The organism is Capnocytophaga leadbetteri (assembly GCF_003054025.1).
Taxonomy (GTDB): Bacteria; Bacteroidota; Bacteroidia; order Flavobacteriales; family Flavobacteriaceae; genus Capnocytophaga; species Capnocytophaga leadbetteri.
In genome coordinates this window covers 197,921-215,405 of sequence record NZ_QBKG01000001.1, presented here as the reverse complement: position 1 = coordinate 215,405, position 17,485 = coordinate 197,921, and the positions used below count along the sequence as shown (strand labels likewise).

The 17,485-nt window shown below is 39.4% G+C and carries 14 protein-coding genes; 9 read left to right on the top strand and 5 right to left on the bottom strand.

Annotated elements, in window-relative coordinates; genetic code table 11:
- Positions 1 to 10: 10 nt before the first annotated feature.
- The 3 genes from C8P65_RS01190 to C8P65_RS01180 all read right to left on the bottom strand — a co-directional run bounded on the left by C8P65_RS01190 (position 11) and on the right by C8P65_RS01180 (position 4,022).
- Positions 11 to 1,213: a leucine-rich repeat domain-containing protein gene (locus C8P65_RS01190; RefSeq protein WP_107780595.1), complete on the bottom strand. Its 1,203-nt coding sequence runs from the start codon at positions 1,211 to 1,213 to the stop codon at positions 11 to 13.
- Between the two features lie 21 nt (positions 1,214 to 1,234).
- The gene (locus tag C8P65_RS01185) at positions 1,235 to 2,395 is read right to left on the bottom strand and encodes a leucine-rich repeat domain-containing protein (protein ID WP_095913558.1); all 1,161 of its coding nucleotides are present in this window, start codon (positions 2,393 to 2,395) and stop codon (positions 1,235 to 1,237) included.
- A 283-nt stretch (positions 2,396 to 2,678) separates the two neighbouring features.
- Entirely contained in the window at positions 2,679 to 4,022 is a 1,344-nt protein-coding gene (locus C8P65_RS01180; protein WP_107780593.1) for a leucine-rich repeat domain-containing protein, read from the bottom strand.
- Positions 4,023 to 4,614: 592 nt separating this feature from the next.
- Here C8P65_RS01180 and C8P65_RS01170 point away from each other — a divergent pair.
- The 3 genes from C8P65_RS01170 to C8P65_RS01160 all read left to right on the top strand — a co-directional run bounded on the left by C8P65_RS01170 (position 4,615) and on the right by C8P65_RS01160 (position 7,026).
- Positions 4,615 to 4,893: a SemiSWEET family transporter gene (locus C8P65_RS01170; RefSeq protein WP_009414673.1), complete on the top strand. Its 279-nt coding sequence runs from the start codon at positions 4,615 to 4,617 to the stop codon at positions 4,891 to 4,893.
- A 218-nt stretch (positions 4,894 to 5,111) separates the two neighbouring features.
- The gene (locus tag C8P65_RS01165; protein ID WP_236013596.1) at positions 5,112 to 6,044 is read left to right on the top strand and encodes an IS630 family transposase; all 933 of its coding nucleotides are present in this window, start codon (positions 5,112 to 5,114) and stop codon (positions 6,042 to 6,044) included.
- 28 nt (positions 6,045 to 6,072) lie between these two features.
- On the top strand, positions 6,073 to 7,026 hold the full coding sequence (locus tag C8P65_RS01160) for an alpha/beta hydrolase (RefSeq protein WP_107780591.1): 954 nt from the start codon (positions 6,073 to 6,075) through the stop codon (positions 7,024 to 7,026).
- Between the two features lie 81 nt (positions 7,027 to 7,107).
- On the opposite strand, the gene C8P65_RS01155 is transcribed toward C8P65_RS01160, so the two are convergent.
- Positions 7,108 to 8,448: a DUF4374 domain-containing protein gene (locus C8P65_RS01155; protein ID WP_107780589.1), complete on the bottom strand. Its 1,341-nt coding sequence runs from the start codon at positions 8,446 to 8,448 to the stop codon at positions 7,108 to 7,110.
- 32 nt (positions 8,449 to 8,480) lie between these two features.
- On the bottom strand, positions 8,481 to 10,604 hold the full coding sequence (locus C8P65_RS01150; protein ID WP_107780587.1) for a TonB-dependent receptor plug domain-containing protein: 2,124 nt from the start codon (positions 10,602 to 10,604) through the stop codon (positions 8,481 to 8,483).
- 159 nt (positions 10,605 to 10,763) lie between these two features.
- Here C8P65_RS01150 and recF point away from each other — a divergent pair, with 159 nt between their 5' ends.
- Genes recF through C8P65_RS01120 form a run of 6 tightly spaced genes read left to right on the top strand, consistent with a single transcriptional unit; the run spans position 10,764 to position 17,475 of the window.
- On the top strand, positions 10,764 to 11,843 hold the full coding sequence (recF, locus tag C8P65_RS01145; protein WP_107780585.1) for a DNA replication/repair protein RecF: 1,080 nt from the start codon (positions 10,764 to 10,766) through the stop codon (positions 11,841 to 11,843).
- Positions 11,844 to 11,876: 33 nt separating this feature from the next.
- Entirely contained in the window at positions 11,877 to 14,372 is a 2,496-nt protein-coding gene (locus tag C8P65_RS01140) for an O-antigen ligase family protein (protein WP_107780583.1), read from the top strand.
- A gap of 3 nt (positions 14,373 to 14,375) precedes the next feature.
- Entirely contained in the window at positions 14,376 to 14,921 is a 546-nt protein-coding gene (gene pyrR, locus C8P65_RS01135) for a bifunctional pyr operon transcriptional regulator/uracil phosphoribosyltransferase PyrR (protein ID WP_107780581.1), read from the top strand.
- A gap of 9 nt (positions 14,922 to 14,930) precedes the next feature.
- Positions 14,931 to 15,608, top strand: coding sequence for a hypothetical protein (locus C8P65_RS01130; RefSeq protein ID WP_107780579.1), 678 nt, complete (start codon positions 14,931 to 14,933; stop codon positions 15,606 to 15,608).
- Positions 15,609 to 15,630: 22 nt separating this feature from the next.
- On the top strand, positions 15,631 to 15,987 hold the full coding sequence (locus C8P65_RS01125; protein WP_107780577.1) for an SPOR domain-containing protein: 357 nt from the start codon (positions 15,631 to 15,633) through the stop codon (positions 15,985 to 15,987).
- Positions 15,988 to 16,011: 24 nt separating this feature from the next.
- Positions 16,012 to 17,475 carry a sensor histidine kinase gene (locus C8P65_RS01120; protein ID WP_107780576.1) on the top strand — a complete coding sequence of 488 codons (1,464 nt, stop codon included), beginning with the start codon at positions 16,012 to 16,014 and terminating at the stop codon, positions 17,473 to 17,475.
- The last annotated feature ends 10 nt before the right edge of the window (positions 17,476 to 17,485 follow it).

Sequence of the window (17,485 nt, the reverse complement as noted above, 5' to 3'; positions counted from 1 at the left end):
GTTAGATTGATTAGTGTCTTTGAGACATTGGTTTGATTTTGGCTTTGAAAGCATCGTCTGCCCAGTCAGATTTTTTGTACAACTCTAAACTTTCATCGGGCACGTACACATTCTTGAGGGTACGCCTAAAGGATATCTCAACACTGCTGAACTTAGGGATAGTACGCGAGTGTAGCACTACCGTTTCTACCGGACAATAGCTGAAAGAGAAATCGCCTATACTACCTATGCTGGTAACACTCTCAGGTATATCAATAACCTTTAGCTTTTCGCAACCTAAAAAGGCTTGTGCCGCTATCTTCTTTAATCCCTCTTGGAGTTTGAGCTCATCGAGATTATCGCAAAAAGCAAATGCATAGCCCTTAATCTCTTTGACAGAGCGCGGAATGGTGAGTTTTTCTATCTTAGTACGCGCAAAAGCAAAGTCTTCTATCTCGGTAATACCCTCTTCAAAATTGACAATACTAAGGCGTTCGCAGCCATTGCACATACTGCGAGGGATTTTGGTAAGTCCGCGTGGTAGGGTGAGCATCTCGAGGTGATAAAGCCCCTCGAAAGCACTTTTGCCTATCTCGGTAACGGTAGCAGGTAGAATGATAGTCTTAACGGCATAAGGGTCGGAAGTAAAAACGCCCTCGTGCCCGCCTGCACCAAATTGATAACTAAAGGCTTTCTCTTGAATGGCGGTAATACGGCTGAGCCCTACATCGGCGCGCATATCAATATGCACCGTTTGAGGATTGAGCCACGCTAATAGCGTTTTGCGGTCGTCGGAGAGCTTGTAGTTAGAAAGCTGATTGTTATGCCAAGGGTTGTTATCGCCCAAAGTGTAGGCCACGCCCCAGCTGTTGTTCTTCTTAGGCCCGTAGAGTTTTTGGTTTTGGGTATCTAAATACAGGTCGCCTTCATTGCCAATAGTTAAATCGGGAGCACCCTTGCCAGAGCGAATGGTATTGGGGTTGATGCCTTTTTCGGATACTAAACGAATAGGCGTATTGCCCCAGCCGCGCTCATCGGTTTTAGGGCCATAGAGCAAGCCTGTTTTTCTATCTATATAATAGTCGCCTATGTTGCCCTCATCAATAGAAGGAGGATAATCTTTGAGGTGTATGACACTGGCTCTTTTTACTTTGACGCGCTCAATGGTCTGTTTGACACAGCCCACCGTGCTGAACGCCAAAAGCGCGCACAAGCTGATAATTATATTTTTCATTTAGAATTATTTTTTTACTTTTTATTGGATAGCTTGTATAATATCGGCGTAGTCGGTGAACTTATCGCGGTAGGCTTGTAGGTGCTGTGAAGGCACATAGATATGCTCGATAGTAGCCCCTGCGAAAGGATTGGCATCGTCATTAGTTTGAGGAACCGCCCCAAGGAAAGTAACGCTTATCTTTTGGGTAGTCTCATTGAAAAGCAATTCGCCTAAACCGGTTAAAGAAGCAGGGAAAGTAATCTTAGTAAGTGAGAAACATTTTTCGAACACTAAGTTATCCACCAATTTAACGCCCTCATTAAGGGTAACGTTTTTGAGGTTTTCGCACTCTTTGAAAGCTTCAGAAAGAATACGCTCGCAAGAGCCAGGTACGACTACCGTTTCGAGCGACTTACAGCTAAGAAAAGCGTATTTATCAATAAGGGTAAGGCGTGAAGGTAGACCTATAGTTTTGAGTGCATTGCACTTTGTAAAGGCTTCTACGCCTATATGTTCGAGTTCGCTATCGGCAGTGAAGATAATGTCTTTGAGAGCGAAGTTGTTTTCAAAAGCTTGGTTTTCGATTAGTTGTACTTTATCGCCAATGGTAATTTTTTCTAAGGAACGTTTTTGAGCAAAAGCCTCTCTACCGATTACCTCAACCAATTTGAGTTGGTTATTGGCGTTCATATTCACCTCGACAGTTTTAGGGTTTGACCATACTAAGAGGGTAGGTTGCCCAATTTTGCTGATATGGAAATCGGGTAGGGACTCATCGGGGTCTTGGTTAGAACCATTGTTAGGATTGCCGCCCAGCACTATGCCGCTACCCCATTGGTTATTGGCTTTAGGGCCGTAGAGGGTACGCGTACTAAGGTCGATATACCAATCGCCTTCGCTACCGGTACGAGGTGAAGGTGCCCCTGCCCCAGAAAGTATTTTGGCCTCTGCGGTGTTACTACTACCGAAACGTATGGGCGCTCCCCACCCAGCATCGGTTTTAGGTCCATAAAGTTCGCTGGTAAGTGTATTGATGAAGTAGTCGCCTTTCTTGCCGTCAGACTCGTCGGGCGTACGACCTTGGCTAATAATTTCAGAGCCTGCGACTATGTCTTCGCGCTCTTCAATTACTTGTTTTTTGCAGCTTTGTAACGCTGCGAGCGACAGGCAAACCATCGCCCCTATCAATAGTTTTTTCATTACGAAGAAGATTATTTAATTTAAAATTATTTTGGTGCAAAGGTAACAACTATTTTATATTCAATCCAAATATATTGCAGATTTTATTTAGAAAAAAGAAAGATTAACTATTTAACACAACATAAAACACTGATTATCAAATATAAATTATACATTCTAAATTACATATAAACAATATGTAATTGTTAATTATCAACACACAATTGTTAATGTAAGCGATATATTGTTAATAAAAAGTAAGGGGCAAATAGCATTTTTTCTGCCATTTGCCCCTACAAGTAAATTAATTAAGTTCTCTTATTTCTTTGAAGTTTTTAGCCCAATTTTCATTGTTTTCATAAGCTGTTTTACTTCCTTTAGGCACATATAAAATTCGTTTTTCGCGATTCTGTGCTGAAGTAGCAAAGGTGTTGAGGCTTATGGTTATCGGGGTAGGATTGAGCACCGTTACCTTTGTAAGGCTATAGTTATTCATAAAAGCCATTGACTTGATGGTTTCTATAGAAGCAGGGAGGGTAAGTTCGGTAAGCCCCGAGCTAATAAAGGCTTGTACGCCTATGCTCTTAACTTTTGTCATCACTACTTTTTTAAGGTTAGTAGTAGCTTTGAAAGCTCCGTCGCCTATCTTTGTGATGTTCTTCAAATCAGCTGAAGTGATGTCTTTATTACCATCGAATATTGAGGCATCGAGTACTGTACCTTCGTCGGGGATTGTGATAGCCCCTGTAGCCACTGCATTCATTTTGAGCGACACTACTTTCTCGCCTTCGTTTTCGTCTTCTCCTTCATCTACATCAAAAATATCGCCTGCTACAGCTCCGTTTACTGTTACCGCTATAGTCGCTTTTTGCTGAGCGGCATCGGTGATGATAACGTTGGCCTTTCCTGCCCCTACGGCTGTTAGGTGTATAACATTGCCGTTTATTTGGGCTTTCACTACATTTTCAATAGAATATTGTACCTTATAGTCAGGATTGCCACTTGTGATAGCAACTTGCTCGGTATTACCTACCTCTAACACAAAGCTGTTTTTGCTTATAGTGAAAGGCATACCTGTAACCGTCACCTCAAAAATATCCTGCTTGCCACTCTGTACATCGGTAACGGTAACAGTAGCACTGCCCACCTTTAGTCCTTCGACACTGAGTACATTATCGGTTTTGGCACTTACTAACACTATCCCTTCGGGTACGCACACACAATTGTAATTAGCGTGTCCGTTCTGTAGTTTTACATCGGTTTTAGCACCGTTTTCTACCGTGACGCTCTTATCGACCACGGCAAAAATACCCGTAACGGTTACACTTAGAGAAGCGGTTTTGCCTTTGGCATCGGCTACCGTTACTACTGTTTCGCCTTGTGCTATAGCGGTGATTTTGAGGGTGTTTTGGGTTACAGTAGCTGAGGCTACCGCTTGGTCGGCTACCTTAACAGTATAAGAGCCATTGCCCGAAGTGACGGTAAGAGTGGCTGTTTCGGCAACCTTGAGGGTTAGAGAGGTTTTCTCTAAAATGAGTTCTTTAGGGTTTTCTGGCTTGTTATCAACTTTGTTGTCGTCTTTGCTGCAAGCCGCAATGATGAGGGCGAAGAGTGCCACCATCACACAAAAAGGGTTAAAACGTTTCATAAAATGATTTAATTTAGAATTTTGGGGGCAAAGATAGTACTTTATTTATAAACAACCTAAATAATAGTGTTAATTTTTTAGTAAGAATTGCATATAGTTGGTGTATCGTTCCTATAGTGTTCCTATATCCTTCCTATATCCTTCCTATATCATATCTTATAGTGTTAATTCATTGTTGTTTGATGATTGTTTTTTATAGTCAAACAAATTTAGATTGCGAATAAATAAAAAATTTGTTATTTTTGCACCATCTATGGAACTAACATTATCACCAACAGAAATAGAGGAACTTAGAAAGCTCCAACGCAACTTGCAAGGTCGCTCGGATTATGCCCGAGTTACCTGCATTTTGATAAATTCGCAAACCATTTCTTTTTGACTATAGAAATTGACAAAAAAGCTTAATATTACTCACTCATCAATGCGTATTCCAGCTGATATTTTAGCTATTATTGATGTAGTGGAAGACCCTTATATTCGGAGATTACAGGCTTCGTTACGCAGAGTGTAAAATAAAAATGTTTCTAATTATTTTTGAAGTTTCTTTGTAAAATCGCAAATTATTACTATCTTTGCAGAAAACCATATTATTATGAACGAAAAAAGAAATATCAAGCAAAAAATTAATTTGCTTATAGGTTCCATAGGAGCCTTTATAGGAGTGGCGGTATTTGTAGCCTATATTCCTCAAATTATGGCCAACTTAGAGGGGCACAAAGCACAACCTTGGCAACCTTTGTTTGCAGCTGGGTCTTGTCTTATCTGGGTGGTGTATGGCTGGACAAAAGAGCCTAAGCCAGATTATATTCTCATTATCCCCAATTTGGTAGGGGTAGTTTTAGGATTCTTAACTTTTATTACTTCACTTTAAAGCTACTGTATGTTTCTGCTTTTCGGCAAAAGCAAAAACGATCACTAATCCCTACATTGGAATATATTTAGATTGCGAATAAATAAAAAATTTGTTGTTTTTGCACCATCTATGGAACTAACATTATCACCAACAGAAATAGAGGAACTTAGAAAGCTCCAACGCAACTTGCAAGGTCGCTGGATTATGCCCGAGTTACCTGCATTTTGATGCTTTCTATGGGCAATACTCCTATTTTTGTTGCTGATTGCTTGGGTATAGATATTTCTACTACTTATCGTTATCGTTCCTTATATCTTGAAGGAGGACTAGATAAACTTCTTGAGAATCGTTATAAAGGTTATCAAGGTCTGCTTAATATTTTTCAAATAGAATCCTTAAAACAAGAGTTACGCACACATCTTTATACAGATGCAAAACAAGTATCTCAATGGGTTAAAGACACTTTTGAAGTTACCTATACTCCACAAGGAATGGCTGATTTACTTAACAGAATTGGTTTTTCCTACAAGAAAACAACCGAAGTGCCTTGTGAGGCGGATCCTTTAAAACAAAAACTATTTGCTGAAGCGCTCTCTAAAATTCTTCAAGAAAAGGAAGAAGGGGATGTGGTGTATTTTGCCGATGGTGTTCATCCTACGCACAACAGCCGTTCCACTTATGCTTGGATAGAGAAAGGTAAAGAGTTTCAACAACCAACAGTTAGTGGACGTGATAGAGTGAATATCAATGGTTTGCTTAATGCTTATGATGTTACAGATGTAATAGCTCTTGATTGTGAATGCGTTAATGCAGAATCAACAAAAGAACTTTACGAATTAGCTCTTAAAAAGCATCCAAACGCTAAAAATATTTATATTATATCCGATAATGCTCGCTATTATCACAATAAAGAGCTTCAAAACTGGGTAGAAGATAATAGAATCAAGCAAATTTTCTTGCCTCCATACTCTCCGAACCTCAATTTAATAGAGCACTTGTGGAAATTCTTACGAAAAAAAGTAATCAATACGGGTTTCTATCGGAACAAGACAGAATTCCGAGATGCTATAAGGAATTTCTTTGATAATATACATACTTATAAAAAGGAGTTAGAGTCACTTCTAACTCTCAATTTCCGTTTGATAAATTCGCAAACCATTTCTTTTTGACTATATCTTTGCAATTGCTAAAAAAATAATGATGAAAAAAATACTTTTCTTTTTGCTTTTATGTAGTTTTGTAGGACAAGGACAAAACTCTATCTGTATAGGTAAGCGTATTGAAATTGCTTCAGATGATGATATAACTCGTTCGGTATTAGTATACTTACCCCCTTCGTACCACGATTCTTCATTAAAACCTACGAAATACCCCGTAGTGTATCTGTTAGATGCTGAAGCTAATTTTAACTATTTTGCGACCTTAATGGAAAAACTATCGCAGGGTATACCCAATGTGCCTGAAATGATTATAGTAGGTATTCAGACCTCTAAGCGAGAAACTGATTTTACCACAAACAACGATGCTTTTTGGAAACTGATTACTACATCTGTTATCCCCTCGATTAAAAACGAGTACCGGTGTAACAATTTTAGTATAGTAGTGGGACACTCATTGGGAGGATTGGCGGTAGCTTATGCCCTAAATAACTATACTAACTACTTCAACGTATATATGGCTCACGACCCCAGCTTATGGTGGGAAGATAATAGCGGACTAAAACTGTTTGAAGACAATAAACAAAAAAACTTTAAAGGGCGGCACCTATACCTATCGTATTCGGGAGAAAAGGTGCGCCATAATGGCAGAAGCAGACACCACGAGGCTATTGAAGGGTTGCAATCACTACTAAAGGAAGGCGGATGCAAAGACTTACAAACTTACTTTAAAGAATATCCTAATGAAAACCACGGTACGGTGCAGATAATGGCTAACATCGACTTTTTTAGGATGCTTTTTGTTGAAATGTTTATAGACCGCAACGAGATTGAAGCTAACCCAATGGTGATTAAGGAGCGATACAAAGCTCTGTCGGAAAAATTAGGCTATGAGTTCAAACCGACAGAAAAATATCTGAAGAATACTGCTAAGTGGTTACAGAAAAATGGGAAAGAAGCTGAAGCAAAAGCAGTATTATCAATTAACAAATAACAATTAATAGTTAGCAAATAAAAAATGCTTGAAGAAATAAAGTTCTTCAAGCGTTTTTTTTATTTAAAGTAACCGATTTTATTATTTGAAGCGACCAATAGCGTTGATAAAAGAAGCATTTTTTACGGTGAGACCTTTAGTAGCTTTATTAGTAGCAGGGTCGATTACGTAGATGGCAGGATCAGCATTTTTCACATTTACTGGTAGATAGACTTTACCATTGTAGACAGCAAGCTCTACGGGGTTTGACGTCATATTGGCAAAATCAGAGAGAGCTGGCAGTCCGGTTACCCAGTTGAAAGATTTAGCTTCCATATCTACAATAGCAAAGCGGTTTACCTCTACTACATTAAGAGCGGCTTTTGAAGCATCATTAAAGAACTCAAGCAAGAACTTATTACCGGTGATATGCCATACACGACGGAAGATTCCGTTACCGGATACTGCTGAAATATCAAAGAAGTAAGAGCTATCAAAGTCGGTAGCACCTTGTTTGATACGCAAAGCACCTGCAGGTTTTGTTGAAGCAACATCGGGGGTTTGAGGAGCTTTTACTTTAGGAGGATTCTTAGCAATTGCTCCTGAGAACACATATACATCGCCATTGTCGGCTTTACCCATTTCTAACAAATATTGAGATTTGAAACGACCTGCGCTATAGCTGATCTTATCGCTTTTATAGCTACGTTTGAGGTTCAAGTCTTTATCGAGTACCCCTACATATACTACATCGGGATTGTGGATTTTACCGGTACTTGAACCTTGAGCTACTTGTACATCTTTGTAATCAGAAACTATCATACCGCTGAAGAACTCACCATTACCATTGTCTAAGATACCAGCAAACGACACAATTTCTTCTGTAGAAGAGGAAGTGTTCATCTCGGGAAGGAGATTTGCTGTGTGAATAGTTTTTGTAAAAGCTTTTGTATAATTGCTAGCGTTGCGGAAATTGAAGGTAGCGCCGTCTTTTTTACCTTCATATTCTTGTCCGCCCACTACAGTTACCCAATAATCGCCGAAGAAACCGAAAGTGGTTGCACGTTCGGCTACGTCAAAATCCGTAAGATGTTTTACTCCTTGAGCTGTTTTTTCGTAAGAAATACCGATACCAGCTCCTTTAAAGCCATAGGATAGACCTACTGCTGTGTTCTTGTTGAACTGCCAGAAATAGCCATTAGCTTCTTTGAATTGTCCTTGGTTAGCAGAAAGAGGGAGTTCACCATTTTCTACGTTTTTAGCGACCAATAGATAACGAGTTTTATTTTGATCTCCTCCAGCATCGATGAAGAAATTTTCTTCTCCTGCAGAGGGAGAAGGAGCTGGAGTATCATCGTCTTTTTTGCAAGACGTAAGGGCTACGAAGCTAACTAATGAGCCTACAAGTAGCGTTTTTTTGAATGTTTGAAAATTGATATACATATATTTAGAAATTAATTGTTAGAAATTAGGGGTTAGTAGAATCGGTAGGAGAGTTTTGCATAGAAAGCGCGACCGGCTTTTTGGAGGCTGTAGTTATCGTACAGCAGTTCGTTAGTAAAGTTTTTGGCTTCTACGGAAAAACTCAGGCGCTTATTAGGAGTGTAGTACGTAAGGCTTACATCGTGTGAGAGTTGGCGAGGAACTTTTATTTTAGTTCCTTCGCTTTGCCACGAGGTAAAGAACTCTTCGGTGAAAAAGAGATTATAGCCCAATGATAGTCTATCGCGTTTAGCAATAAGATTACTAATATTACAATTAGCATCAGCATTACCAAACAAATAAGGCATATTAGGTACACGGTCGTTATAAATAGCAGAAGGTCGCCCCGTTTCAGTGAATTCTTCTTTATTGCGCAAATTCATATAGGACAAGTTGCCACCTACTGAAAATATATCTTTATAAAAATAGCGCAAGGTCGCATCAACTCCCATATTGAGTACTTTGCCGTGATTTTTACTTCCTGCCGAGCCTTCATTAGTTCCTGCACTGATAATACTCCTGATAATATAATCTTTGATATAACGATAGGCAAACCCTGTTTCTACTAAAAGAGAATGCGCTTTGAATGTAGGTTGATAAGATAAGTTTACATTTAGGTTGTCGCTATTTTCAGGTTTGAGGTTATAATTACCAATCTCTAAATCACCATCGCCAAAGAGTTCGGTATCGGTAGGTAGGCGGAAGCTCTTTTCACAAGAAAGTTTAGCTTGTAGAGTTTTTAGTAACTGATAGGTTGTGGCAGCACCATAGCCCCAAACATCGGTGTAGTGAGTTTCTTCTTTATATACAGCACGACTTCCAAATCCACTTATTGTTACAGGTCCTGTTACAGCAGTGTTGTAATACTTACCAAAAACTAATATATTCCAGTACTCTGAAGGCGTGAACTTATAGGATAAACCTGTGATGTTTTTTTCATTAACACGCCTCATAAAGTCAGAATCGAGGGTGTAGTTGGTAATGAGCATATTTTTATTGCGCCTGTTATAATTGCTAAAAGTATGCGTGAGTTGCAATAGATGTTTGTCAGAAAGCTGATAGTTTAAGTGAGAAGTGATGTAGCCCGTTTTACCTTCAAAAATAGTGTTTTGAAGTTGCGATTCACCACGAGCTACCATTGGTTCGTACTCACCCGTCCAGCTATAGCGGCGCGCTTCTTCATCTACATTATGTGTAGTGGTAAAATCATAACGTGCAGCGAGAAAAAAAGAAAGGTTTTTGAGAATGTTTCTTTTCTCATATTCTACTGAAGAAGTATAGTTATGAGATTTGCGATACTTGCCTCCGAACACTTTTTGCATCAGGTTGGCGTTCTGGAGTTGTTTATCTTCTTGACTGTAATTAAGACCGAAAGAGAGTTTATCAGCCCATTGTTCATTGAATATATTTACGTGCCCTATAATAGCCTCGTTGTGATAACGGTCGTGGAAACGCTTAAACCAGCGTTTTTCTTTAGAGTAAGTAGCCGTTTGTAGGTCGAGGTATTCGGTAAATACTTTATAACTATTATCAGAGTAATTTTGGTAAGCATTTAGCTCTATATTGATATTATCGGTAAGGTATTGCCCGATGTTTAAGGTACTCTTATGAGTATTAAATGAGCCAAAAGCATACGACAGATTGCCGTAGTTGTATCTGCTTTTTCGCGTTATCACATTAATAGCACCCCCGAGGGCATCGGCACCAAAGGTGATAGGCACCACGCCTTTGTAAATTTCGATGCGCTCAATCATTTCGGCAGGGATATTATTAATGCGGAAAGAAGCATTAGCTTCGTTCATCGGTACGCCATCAATAAAGACACACACGTGTCGGCCTGTAAAGCCATTGAGATTGATATGAGCCTCTGCCCCTACCCCTCCTGTTTCGCGCATTTTTACGCCCGATACACGTGCGAGTATATCGGCAGCATTGCTATTGAGCGTACGCAGTTGTTTAGCTTCGATAGCCACTACGTTATAGGCTGCTTTTTGTATTCTTTTGATAGGTGCTTCGGCTTTAACTACTACTTCTTCTAATTGAGTTATAGAGTCTTTAGGCTGTTGTGCTATAGCTGCCAAAGGAGCTAAAAGGCTGATATATAGGAGTTTTTTCATCTTTATTACTAAATTCGGGGGCAAATATAGCAAATTATTTATAAACAAGCTAAATAATGATATGTTTTTTATAGCCTTGTTCAAAAACATACTAAATAAAAAAATTCTTCTTTTTTGCTTGTTGGTATTTCTTTTTTTCGTATTTTTGCATCGCTAATTATGTTTTTAAAGAAAGTAACCGTAGTTAATTATAAAAATATCAGCTCTAAAACACTTGAGTTTAGCGCTACTATCAACTGTTTTGTAGGTAATAACGGGGCTGGAAAGACCAATTTGTTAGATGCTATCTATCATTTGGGGATGGGAAAGAGCTATTTTAGTCCGTCAGCAGTGCAAAACATACGTCACGATGAGGAATTTTACTTGATAGATGGCTTTTTTGAGTCGGGCAGCCGAGAAGAACAGATAGTTTGCAGTCTGAAGAAAGGACAAAAGAAGATGATGAAGCACAATGGCAAGGCTTATGAGCGTTTGTCAGACCATATAGGGAAATATCCGATGGTCATCATCTCGCCTGCTGACCGCGACCTGATAGTAGAAGGTAGTGAGACGCGTCGTAAGTTTTTGGATAGTGTTATCGCGCAGACTGATCGTGAATATTTGGAGTTGCTGATACGCTATAATCGTGTGCTGCTACAACGCAATACGCTGCTAAAACAGATGGCTGAAAGCGGCATTAGTGCTTTTGACACTCTACAGGTATATGACGCTCAATTAGCACCTTTAGGGCAGTTCATCTACGAAAAACGGCGGCAGTTTATGGAGGGATTCGCTCCTATTTTTAGCTATCAGTACGCTTACATTGCTGGAGGGCAGGAGGAGGTGAAAGTAGTGTACGAAAGTATGCTACACGAGCAGACCCAAGAGGCGCTACTCGCTCAGCACCAACAACGAGACCTACAGGCGCAATATACCACTGCGGGCATTCACAAAGATGACCTACGGTTAGAGATACAGGGCTACCCAATAAAGAAATACGGCAGCCAAGGACAGCAAAAGTCGCTGCTCATAGCGCTGAAGCTATCGCAGTTTGAACTACTGAAGCGCACTTTAGGCATTACTCCTATAGTACTATTGGACGATATTTTTGACAAATTGGACGACACACGAGTAGCACAATTAGTACAATTAGTGACGCAGAACCATTTTGGGCAGTTATTCATTACTGATACGCATTCGCAACGGACAGAAGAGGTTGTAAAAATGACGGGGCTGCCTTACCAAATGATACTATTTTAACCTTTGAACCCTACTAACAAATCATAATAAGAAATGAGCAACAAAAAAGCAACAACTCAGAAACAAGCACCACACACCACCACAGCTAAAACTACCGTAGCTACTAATAGTGATAATTCGGCACTGAACCTATTGACTAGTTTGCTGCTAATAGCTTACGGCTATGTGACTGTTATCACGCCTAACTGGATGGCTTTTGACTCTAACGCTTCTAAATTCTACACCTTTGCTATTCTAAACTTAGTAGTAGTGGCAATGGTTTTTCTGATAAAAGACTTTAGAGAGCGTACCCAAGTGTTATTTGGCTTTTTCAACAATAAAATAGGAATAGCCTATAGTATTATAATGGTATTTGCGCTGTTATCTTTCACTAAAGCTATCGATATAGAAGAGGCGATACTGCATTACTCTAAGATATTCGTTACCTTTACCGCTGCTTGGATGGTATCAGCCTTAGTGATTTACAACAAAAAGAGCTTAGCCCCCTTGGCTGTAGCGATGACTTTGCTGCTTTTTTACGATTTCTTAGTCACGATGGGAGGGGTAAAAGACATTATTAGAGGTATCAGTAGCGACTACAACATCAAAGGTGGTTACTCTAACAAAAACATCTTGGCATCGGCTATGTTTATCAAAATACCTTTTGCTATTTGGTTGTTTTACTTCAACAAAAAGACACTCTACAGATTATTAGGGGGAATAGGAATACTTGTAGGTACGTTGGCCATCTTCTTTATGAGTACACGTGCTTTCTACTTGGCTACGATACTCACCGTGGTGATATTTGCTATTTATGGCATTATTGATTACTTCATTAGAAAAAAACGAGAAACAGGAGGTAAAGTACTCATACACGTAGGTTTAGTGGTGCTAGCTTTTGGAATATTTACTTTTGTACAAAACTTTATGTATCCACAACAGATACGCCAAAGTACTAGCTTTGGGGCTCGTTTGGCAGAGGTGGCTAACCAAGAAAACTCAAGTAACAACCTGCGTAAAACTGCTTGGGTTATCACCGCTACTGATATGATACCTAATAACCCAATATTAGGGGTAGGGATAGGCAACTGGAAGGTACGCTTCTTGCAATATGAGAATTCATATAGTCCGCACTATATCTATATGTACAAAAACCACAATGACTTTTTGGAGCTTACTGCTGAAGCAGGTATTTTTGCGGGCTTAGCTTTCATCACTATATTCTTTTTAGCCGCTTACTACTTCTTGTGGGGTACTTATAAAGAGAAAGACAGTAAGAAAGAACAATGGTTCTTCTTGCCTCTGTTTGGGCTTTTTGCCTACTCGTTTGATGCTTTTTTTAACTTCCCTCAAGACCGCCCTGAAATACAAGCGCTCTTTAGTATTTACGTGGGAACTGCTGTGGGCTTAGCTGTATTGTATTACAAGAAAAATAACAAAGAAGAGAAGAAATTGCCTTTGACAGCCATTGGCTTTATAGGTATGGTAGCGGCAGTAGTAGCCGTAATGAACGTAGTAGTAGAGCGTATGTACTTTGACTCATCGAAGATGCAACGTATGGTAAAAGAAGAACAGCAAAACGTACGTCCGACCAAATCACCTGCTGAATATCTGATACGCGAGTATCCGCGCATTCCTAACCTGACAGCAGTAGCTGAACCTGTAGATGTAGAAAAAGCACGCTACTTGATAGACGAGCAGAAGTTTGAAGAGGCTCGCAAGATATTGCGCTCGATACACTACCACCCATACGATGCACGTCCTGAGTATTTTATGGCGGTGTCTTACTTTATGGAGCCTGAGAAGAACAATGATAGTATCTACAAATACGCTCATAAAGCCCGTATGATTAAGCCGAACTTCTTTGGAAGTCTTAACTTGGAAACTTTTGCCCTCAACAATATGGGCAAAGAGCAAGAATCAATAAAACTATTGAAGCAGTTTTTAGGATTAGAGAAAGATACTACTGTTGTAACTCCTAAATGGAAAAATACACTGAAGAAATTTCATATAGATGTAGATCGTGAGGCGTTAGCTAACAAGCGCACGGAGGCACAGGCGTGGAATGCTTTGGCTTACCTACAAGAGAAGAACAACCTAATAGCTGATGCTAAGGCTACCTTAGATAGCGCTTACGTATATCTACCTAACAACCAAGATATTGTAAATAATCGCATCAAACTAACTTCGCGCTTGCAAGTAGAGCAGTTTACTCCTCTATACGTAGAAGCTGTAAATTTATACAACAACAAGCGTTATCCTGAAGCGGTAGAAGCCTTTACTAAGTTTTTAGAAAAAGTACCTGCCCATGCTGATGCGTATCGCCTACGTGCTTATAGCTATTACAACCTACAGCAGTACCAAAAAGTAATTGCTGACATCAACCAGATGGAGAGCTTAGGTAACCCTATAGACCCTGTTCTCAATAACTATCGCGCTTCGTGCTACTATATGATAGGCGATAAAAACAACGCTAAAGTTTTCTTTCAGAAAGCTGCTAGCGAAGGGAATGCTGACGCCCAAAAGAACCTAAATTCGCTTACTTTTTAGAAAATGAACACCTATAAGAAACAAATACTCACAGAGAATGAGATAAAGATAATGCTGCACCGCTTAGCGTGTGAACTGATAGAAAACCATAGCGATTTTGCTAATACTGTTTTTATCGGTATCCAGCCACGTGGTACCTCATTAGCTAAGCGTTTGCTGCAACTACTCACCACAGAATACGGAATAACGAATATTCCTTTTGGGATACTCGACATTACCTTTTTCCGCGATGATTTTAGGCGTAATGCACGCCCCTTAGAAGCAAACTCTACCGCTATTGATTTTATTGTAGAAGATAAGAAAGTAGTGTTTATAGACGATGTGTTATACACCGGAAGAAGTATTAGGGCTGCCCTATCAGCTATTCAATCGTTTGGTAGACCTGCCGAAATAGAACTATTAGTGCTTATTGACAGACGCTTCAGTAGGCACCTGCCCATACAGCCTGACTACAGCGGTAAGCAAGTAGATGCTATCAACCAAGAACGGGTAGTGGTACATTGGAAAGAAAAAGAAGGAGAAGACGCTGTATATGTAATTGATAAATAGCAGATTATTATGGTAATAGCAATACTCACCGCCTTTATAGTTATCAATCTGGTGCTAAAGCTCAGCTTCTGGAAAGTGTGGCAAACAGCCTTGTTTGGTAGTATTATCTTCCTATTTGTATGGCTCTCTACAGATTTTGCTTCTGAACAATCGCAAGTAACCTTAGAGGCTATGCTCAACAACCCTCGTGTATTGAGCAATATAACGGTACTACTCACCATAGAGACTGCAGTATGTATGGCGTTTTGCTTTACCTCATTGCGCAGTATTTTTAAAGGAAAAGAAAGTCGATGGAATAAAATACTGCAATGGTACCCTAACTTGCTTATTTTCCCTGCTTTGTTCTACATACTCACCCAATGCATTTTTTACTATACAGGAGTATCCTTTGAACAAATAGCTATAGGAGTAGGCGTGATTTCACTTGTGTTTATCATCTTAGGAGCCTTTGGTATCCGTAAGCTATTACCTGAAAAAGACCTGCGTTTGGAGCTCCATTTCTTAGTCAGCCTACTCATTACCCTTTTAGGATTAGTGAGTACTGCTAACGGGCAAATTATCTATGTGCCACAATCAGAGCCTATCAACTTTAAGATATTAGGAAATACTTTTCTCTTTTTCTTTCTGTTATTTATGGCAGGCTTTGTGTTTAACAAACTATATTGGAAAATAAAAAAAACGAAATAACCTTTAAAAAATTCAATTATCTATGAAACTAAATCTTTTGATTGCTACTACCTTATTTACACTATGCGTTGCTGGCGGCTATGCACAAGTAACTATCAATCAAGAAGCAAACATTGCTGAAGCAATGGAACTAAAAAAAGAAGTAGCCCGAAATGAAAGTGCTTTTCAAGTGCAGATTTACAACGGCAATATCACTGAAGCCAACAAAACCCTTTTAGAAGCTAAAAATACCTTTAAGCAGTACCCTGTGCTTCTATCATTTGAATCACCTAATTACAAAGTACGTGTAGGGAGCTTCCGCACCCGTTTGGAAGCAGAAAAAAACCTTTTTGAAATCAAAAAGACTTACCCAGCAGCTTTTGTAGTAGGGTTAAAATAAGCTTCTTTATAAGAGGGGAATATTATGTTTAAGAAGAATTCACTGCGCTTCCAGATTTTCTTGAGTATGACACTCTTAGTGTTGGTGTCATTTGCTCTTTTAGCATTCGTGTTAGTAGGGCAATACCGTCAGCAAGCACTTGAGTACCACGATGAGCGTCTGATTGACAAGGAGAACCAAATAAAGATGCAGATACAATACGTATTCTCTCAAACAACTTTCCCTGTCGAGACCCCTTATATTCCTCTCATTTTCAGAGAGGACATATACACTATTGCCAATATCCAAAACCTAAACTTTGCTCTCTACGACCTCGACGGTATCTTGCTAAAAAGTTCTAAAGCATCCCTTTCACCTGACCAAGATGCTTTTTTCATTCCTCCCTCAGTGCTTCAGCAGCTCTCTTCTACCCTAAATAAACGTATTGCAGAGCATCACGAGGTGGCAGGCAGAGGCTACCAAACTTCTTATAGCTATATTACTGATCTACAATTTAAGCCCATTGCTATCCTTAGCATTCCTTATTTTGAGAATGATACTTTCAATGAGCGCGCTTTAGAAGGTTCGTTATACAACCTTGCTATTGTCTATTTTTCACTGCTTATTGTAGCCCTTATAGTGGCTTATTTCATCTCTAAATATATCACTAAGTCATTAAAAACCATTGAACAACGGTTAGATAAAACTCGCCTACTATCACGTAATGAGAAAATAACCCTTAAGTCTGCTCCTGCCGAAATTTCTGAATTAGTAAGTGCCTATAATGCTATGATTGATGAGATTGAGAATAGCAAGGCTCTCTTAGCGCAGTCGGAGCGTGAACAGGCGTGGCGAGAGATGGCAAAACAAGTAGCCCACGAAATCAAAAATCCGCTAACACCTATGCGTCTATCGGTGCAAAGTTTCCAGCGAAAAGCCAACAGAGAAACCCAATCAAGTGAGCTCACTAACGAATTTTGTGAATCACTTATTCAGCAAATCGACATTCTTAGCAATATTTCAACCGCTTTTTCAGCCCTTACTAATATGCCTGCTAAAAATGACGAAAACTTCAACTTTGTACCCGTTATCAAGCGCACTTTAGATATTTTTAATACTGATTATATCCATTTTACGTATTCTGACAGCGATATCACAGCTGTTTTTGACCGTGACCAACTAGGGCGTGTGGTTACCAACTTAGTGAAAAATGCTATGCAAGCTACTGAAAATACCCCAATGCCGCGTATAGAAGTGTCGCTGTACAAAGACAATGACTGCATTACCTTAAAAGTAAAAGACAATGGCATAGGTATAAGCGAAACTGACCGAGATAAAATTTTTGAACCTCGTTTTACCACCAAAACTAGCGGCAGTGGTTTAGGCTTAGCAATGGTAAAAAATATCATTCTTTCGTATGGAGGTACTATCTCTTTTACTTCTGAAGTGGGAAAAGGAAGCGAATTTACAGCTGTATTGGCACATTTTTTGAGAACGAATCAAACATAAAAACATTATA

Excerpts from the sequence above, each read along its gene's own strand:
- C8P65_RS01160 (WP_107780591.1), top strand. The coding sequence starts at position 6,073 with ATGATGAAAAAAATACTTTTCTTTTTGCTTTTATGTAGTTTTGTAGGA.
- C8P65_RS01185 (WP_095913558.1), bottom strand. The coding sequence starts at position 2,395 with ATGAAAAAACTATTGATAGGGGCGATGGTTTGCCTGTCGCTCGCAGCG.
- pyrR (WP_107780581.1), top strand. The coding sequence starts at position 14,376 with ATGAACACCTATAAGAAACAAATACTCACAGAGAATGAGATAAAGATA.
- C8P65_RS01140 (WP_107780583.1), top strand. The coding sequence starts at position 11,877 with ATGAGCAACAAAAAAGCAACAACTCAGAAACAAGCACCACACACCACC.
- C8P65_RS01190 (WP_107780595.1), bottom strand. The coding sequence starts at position 1,213 with ATGAAAAATATAATTATCAGCTTGTGCGCGCTTTTGGCGTTCAGCACG.
- C8P65_RS01165 (WP_236013596.1), top strand. The coding sequence starts at position 5,112 with ATGGGCAATACTCCTATTTTTGTTGCTGATTGCTTGGGTATAGATATT.
- recF (WP_107780585.1), top strand. The coding sequence starts at position 10,764 with ATGTTTTTAAAGAAAGTAACCGTAGTTAATTATAAAAATATCAGCTCT.
- C8P65_RS01130 (WP_107780579.1), top strand. The coding sequence starts at position 14,931 with ATGGTAATAGCAATACTCACCGCCTTTATAGTTATCAATCTGGTGCTA.
- C8P65_RS01150 (WP_107780587.1), bottom strand. The coding sequence starts at position 10,604 with ATGAAAAAACTCCTATATATCAGCCTTTTAGCTCCTTTGGCAGCTATA.
- C8P65_RS01180 (WP_107780593.1), bottom strand. The coding sequence starts at position 4,022 with ATGAAACGTTTTAACCCTTTTTGTGTGATGGTGGCACTCTTCGCCCTC.
- C8P65_RS01170 (WP_009414673.1), top strand. The coding sequence starts at position 4,615 with ATGAACGAAAAAAGAAATATCAAGCAAAAAATTAATTTGCTTATAGGT.
- C8P65_RS01125 (WP_107780577.1), top strand. The coding sequence starts at position 15,631 with ATGAAACTAAATCTTTTGATTGCTACTACCTTATTTACACTATGCGTT.
- C8P65_RS01120 (WP_107780576.1), top strand. The coding sequence starts at position 16,012 with ATGTTTAAGAAGAATTCACTGCGCTTCCAGATTTTCTTGAGTATGACA.
- C8P65_RS01155 (WP_107780589.1), bottom strand. The coding sequence starts at position 8,448 with ATGTATATCAATTTTCAAACATTCAAAAAAACGCTACTTGTAGGCTCA.